Genomic DNA, 3924 nt, shown 5'->3' with positions numbered 1-3924 from the left:
TGCCCTTTTTTCGCCATAAGAAAATCCCCTCCGGCAGTTCAGTGCTTTTGTCCATCTTACCAGATGGACTTTTTTCACTGTCTACCGTATGGGGATAATACCAGGCCGCATGTAGAGTCGGAATGAAGCTTATGGCCAATGCTCTAAGCTTTTGCTGCATCGCATCGACGATCACAGCGAGCGTCGGATTCGGTGCAAGCCGGATATGCTGGTAGCGACCGGAACCGACCACATTGCCGGGCACCCGGATCACCGCTCGGCGAATCGTTTGGACTTCGCACCGCTGCAAGGTTTCCGGCATCAGCGTCTGTTTGAACCAAACCATTACATTGTAGGCAATGGCCTTGATCCAACTGAACAGCAGGTTGCGAAGCATGGAATGTTGGCTGTTCTGTTCCACCGCATAGCCTTCTTTCAACTCATCAATGCGATTCTCGATGTTGGCGCGCTTGTTGTACGAGCGAAGCAGCATGAGCGGCTTGAGATCGGCATTTGTGACGATGGCTTGAAAGGAATATGTCGTGAGCGCCATCGTCAATTGGCCATCGGTTGTACGCTCCGTTTCGTGGGCTTCCCGGTAGATGACACAGCGCCTGGCCTTCTCCCAGTTGCTCAGGAGAATCGGGATGTCGGCAGCAGCCCAACGATCATCTTCGTCTGCAAACGTAATGTGCTCTTCCTTCTCGTTCAGCGTCTCCCAAAATGCGGGATGCTGCTGCAGATAAGCGATGGCCTTCTTGACGGTCGCTTTCTTCGGGAGCTTGAAGATGTACTGCCAGCCGCGTTCTTCGGCGTATTCCATGACAGCGTCGTCAGCAAAACCGCAGTCGGCCCGGATGCCTTCGACGATCCATTCCGGCGGCAGCATCGCTTCGACTTCTTTAACGAACGAGAGCAGATCCTTCATGCCGTTCGTGTTGCCGGGATTCAGTTGCAAGTGTATCAGTTCGCCGCTTCCGGCGATGAAAGCAACCCGGATCTTGTAGGAGGGGCGTCCGTGGTAACGCGGATTGTAGCCGTTTGTCGCGCCTTCCTGCTCCCCGAACAGCGTGATGACCGTGTCGTCGATGTCGATCCAGACCAGGCGCCTTTCGCCCGTCCGCGCTTTGTGTGCCAGCAAATCCCGATTCAAGGCGATGAGCTGAATCAAATGATTCCAAGAGAGCCTGCTCAAGAAGCCGCGGAAGGTGCTCTCGTCAGGAAAACGGTCGATACCCGTGATGATCTGGTAACCGGGATCCGACTGCAGTGCATTCATATGCGAAAAACGCGTGTGACCGAGCAGCGCGCAGTCCAGCAGGTGATCGACAAGCTTTCCGGCCGTGTAGACACAGTTAGCTTTTTGTTCCAGATGGAAATGACTCTCGATAAGGGTGTCCAGACCGATGAGTTCTTTGAACCGCGCGAGGAACTGGAAGTTCCCAGCTTCCGTGACGGTGTCATTGTCAAACGTGACCGGTCGCAACTTTTTCAGGATTCTCTTGATTCGGCGACGCTCCTCCAGAATTTCAATTCGGCGTTCGCGGCGTGTTTTTGGTTCTGGCGCATGGTTCGTTGCTTGTGGTATCATGTTGCTAGGGACACTTCCTCTCGTTGGTTATTCTGTGGTGGTTTAACCTTCGACAAGAGGCTTGCAGTGTCCTGTTTATTTTGCGAAAAAATTAGCAGCTTTCTGTGACTGAAAAAACCTGTCACGACGCGGATCTTTCACCTTTTGACAACGGTACTTTCCGATTTCATGTTTAAAAAAATGAAATGAAAGAGGGATTAGTTTGATTATTGCCAAATTCCGAAAGATAAAATGGTAAATGGAAGTCGCATAGAAAAGGGGACAAAACGCTTTGGGGAATTAAGACGTTTAATGCCCGAATTTAACGCAAGCTGTACCAACGCAACAACTCAAAGAGCTGGAAAAAGACGGACTGGTCACCCGTGTTGTGTATCAGGAAGTTCCACCAAGAGGTGATATGTTGCGAGATTTCATGCATAGAAAATAATCATTATGTTCCAATAAATTTTCCACACACTGAACAGTCTTTCTGCATTCTATATATAGAAATGTGTAAAGGGGCTGGTCGTCATGTCTTTAACAAAGTTTGTCGATAAATTGCCGATAATTCCAACGCATAAACCAATTGGGACATATCAAGGAGTTCCCTATTTTGAAGTGTCCATGCGACAGATAAAGCAGAAGCTGCATCGTGATTTGCCGCCAACGACTGTTTGGGGATATAACGGTATCTATCCTGGTCCAACATTTGAAGCGATCAGGAATCAGCCGATCTATGTGAAATGGAAGAATAAGCTTCCATTTGAGCATCTCTTACCTGTTGATCGAAGCCTTATGGGTGCTGGAACTGACCAACCTTCCGTCCGTACGGTTGTTCATTTACATGGGGGGCGTAATCGACCTGAAAATGACGGGTCACCCGATGCATGGTTCACACGTGACTTTGGAAAAAAAGGTCCAAATTTTGTTAAAGAGATCTACTATTATCCAAATTGTCAGCGTTCTGCAACTCTTTGGTATCATGACCATGCCCTGGGAATCACTCGTTTGAATGTATATGCCGGATTATCCGGGTTTTATATAATTCGTGATCAGCAAGAAGAGGAGTTGAATCTGCCAAGCGGGGATTATGAAATCCCTTTGCTGATTCAAGACAAGTCTTTTTATCCTAACGGAGAGCTCTATTATCCTGCTAAACCAGATAAACCACCAGCAACTGCACCCAATTCGCCGCCTATGCCCAATCCCTCTATTGTGCCAGAGTTTTTTGGTGATACAATTCTAGTCAATGGCAAAGTTTGGCCCTATCTTGAAGTAGAACCTCGTAAATACCGTTTTCGCATCCTAAATGGATCAAATGCTCGTTTTTATGAGCTACGGTTAAACAATGGACAACAATTTATTCAAATTGGTACAGACGGCGGCTTACTAGGGTCTCCAGTCGAAGTAAATACGATTCTGCTTTCGCCTGCAGAGCGTGCCGATATTATTATTGACTTTTCTAAAAGTAAGGGAGAACAAATTATTCTTACCAATAGTGCGAATGCACCATTCCCGGGGGGCAGTGGTGATGCTCCAACAGCCGATACCTCACAAATTATGGAGTTTCGAGTTAACGAACATCAGGAAATTGCTGATTCTAGTATAATTCCCGCGAAACTAAGCTGTATGGAAATATTAAATCCCATAGAATCTACTTATACTCGAGTGAACACATTAGATGAGGATACGGATGAGTATGGTCGTCCATTCCAATTGCTCAATAAAATGATGTGGGGGGAGCAGCCTATTACAGAGACGCCTTCCAACGGCAAAATTGAAATTTGGGAGTTTTACAATATGACTAACGATTCGCACCCGATTCACCTGCATCTCGTCCATTTTCAAATCCTAGACCAAGCGAAGTTTAGTGGAAATCCCCTTCATCCAGAAAATCCAAAAGAACCGTTGGTAATAGGAGATCGAATCCCACCTCTACCAAATGAACGTGGCTGGAAAGACACAGTACGTGTTGACCCGGGAATGGTCACACGGATCATTGCCCGTTTTGGCCCTTACACTGGAATCTACCCATGGCATTGCCATATGCTTGAGCATGAAGACCATGATATGATGCGACCCTACGAAGTGTTGAGGAACCCATCGTTTGATCCGTGTGCAGCGATTCCGTCCGTATGTGCAGATGATTCTTTTGCACAATGCTTCAATAATGGAATGTGTCGAGACTATCCTAAGGAGTCAGCTCAAGAGGCTGATATCATAGTGAAAATAGGGGAGCGTATAATAAAAAGGTTTTGATGGGAGACAGAGAATGGTCTTGACCCCGTCAAGTAGACAATGAAAAAAAGAACGGTTATGCGGCGACTTTTTCCCGATGCTCTACAGGGGAAAGGTCGCCCAATTTTTTCTGGAAA

Annotated in this window: 2 protein-coding genes and 1 pseudogene; 2 read left to right on the top strand and 1 reads right to left on the bottom strand. The window is 47.2% G+C overall.

Annotated features, from left to right (window positions below):
* Nucleotides 1–103: 103 nt before the first annotated feature.
* Nucleotides 104–1570 (bottom strand): annotated as a pseudogene (locus IEV46_RS17535) (IS1380 family transposase); the annotation flags it as partial.
* A 337-nt stretch (nt 1571–1907) separates the two neighbouring features.
* On the opposite strand from IEV46_RS17535, the gene IEV46_RS18750 reads away from it, so the two are divergent.
* Nucleotides 1908–1997 carry a hypothetical protein gene (locus IEV46_RS18750; RefSeq protein ID WP_373284649.1) on the top strand — a complete coding sequence of 30 codons (90 nt, stop codon included), beginning with the start codon at nt 1908–1910 and terminating at the stop codon, nt 1995–1997.
* 83 nt (nt 1998–2080) lie between these two features.
* On the top strand, nt 2081–3808 hold the full coding sequence (locus IEV46_RS17525; RefSeq protein WP_120075920.1) for a multicopper oxidase family protein: 1728 nt from the start codon (nt 2081–2083) through the stop codon (nt 3806–3808).
* The last annotated feature ends 116 nt before the right edge of the window (nt 3809–3924 follow it).

The organism is Kroppenstedtia guangzhouensis, from assembly GCF_014637345.1.
GTDB classification, from domain to species: domain Bacteria; phylum Bacillota; class Bacilli; order Thermoactinomycetales; family DSM-45169; genus Kroppenstedtia; species Kroppenstedtia guangzhouensis.
The sequence above is the reverse complement of the archived record's forward strand: the minus strand, read 5'-3'. Positions and strand labels throughout refer to the sequence as shown.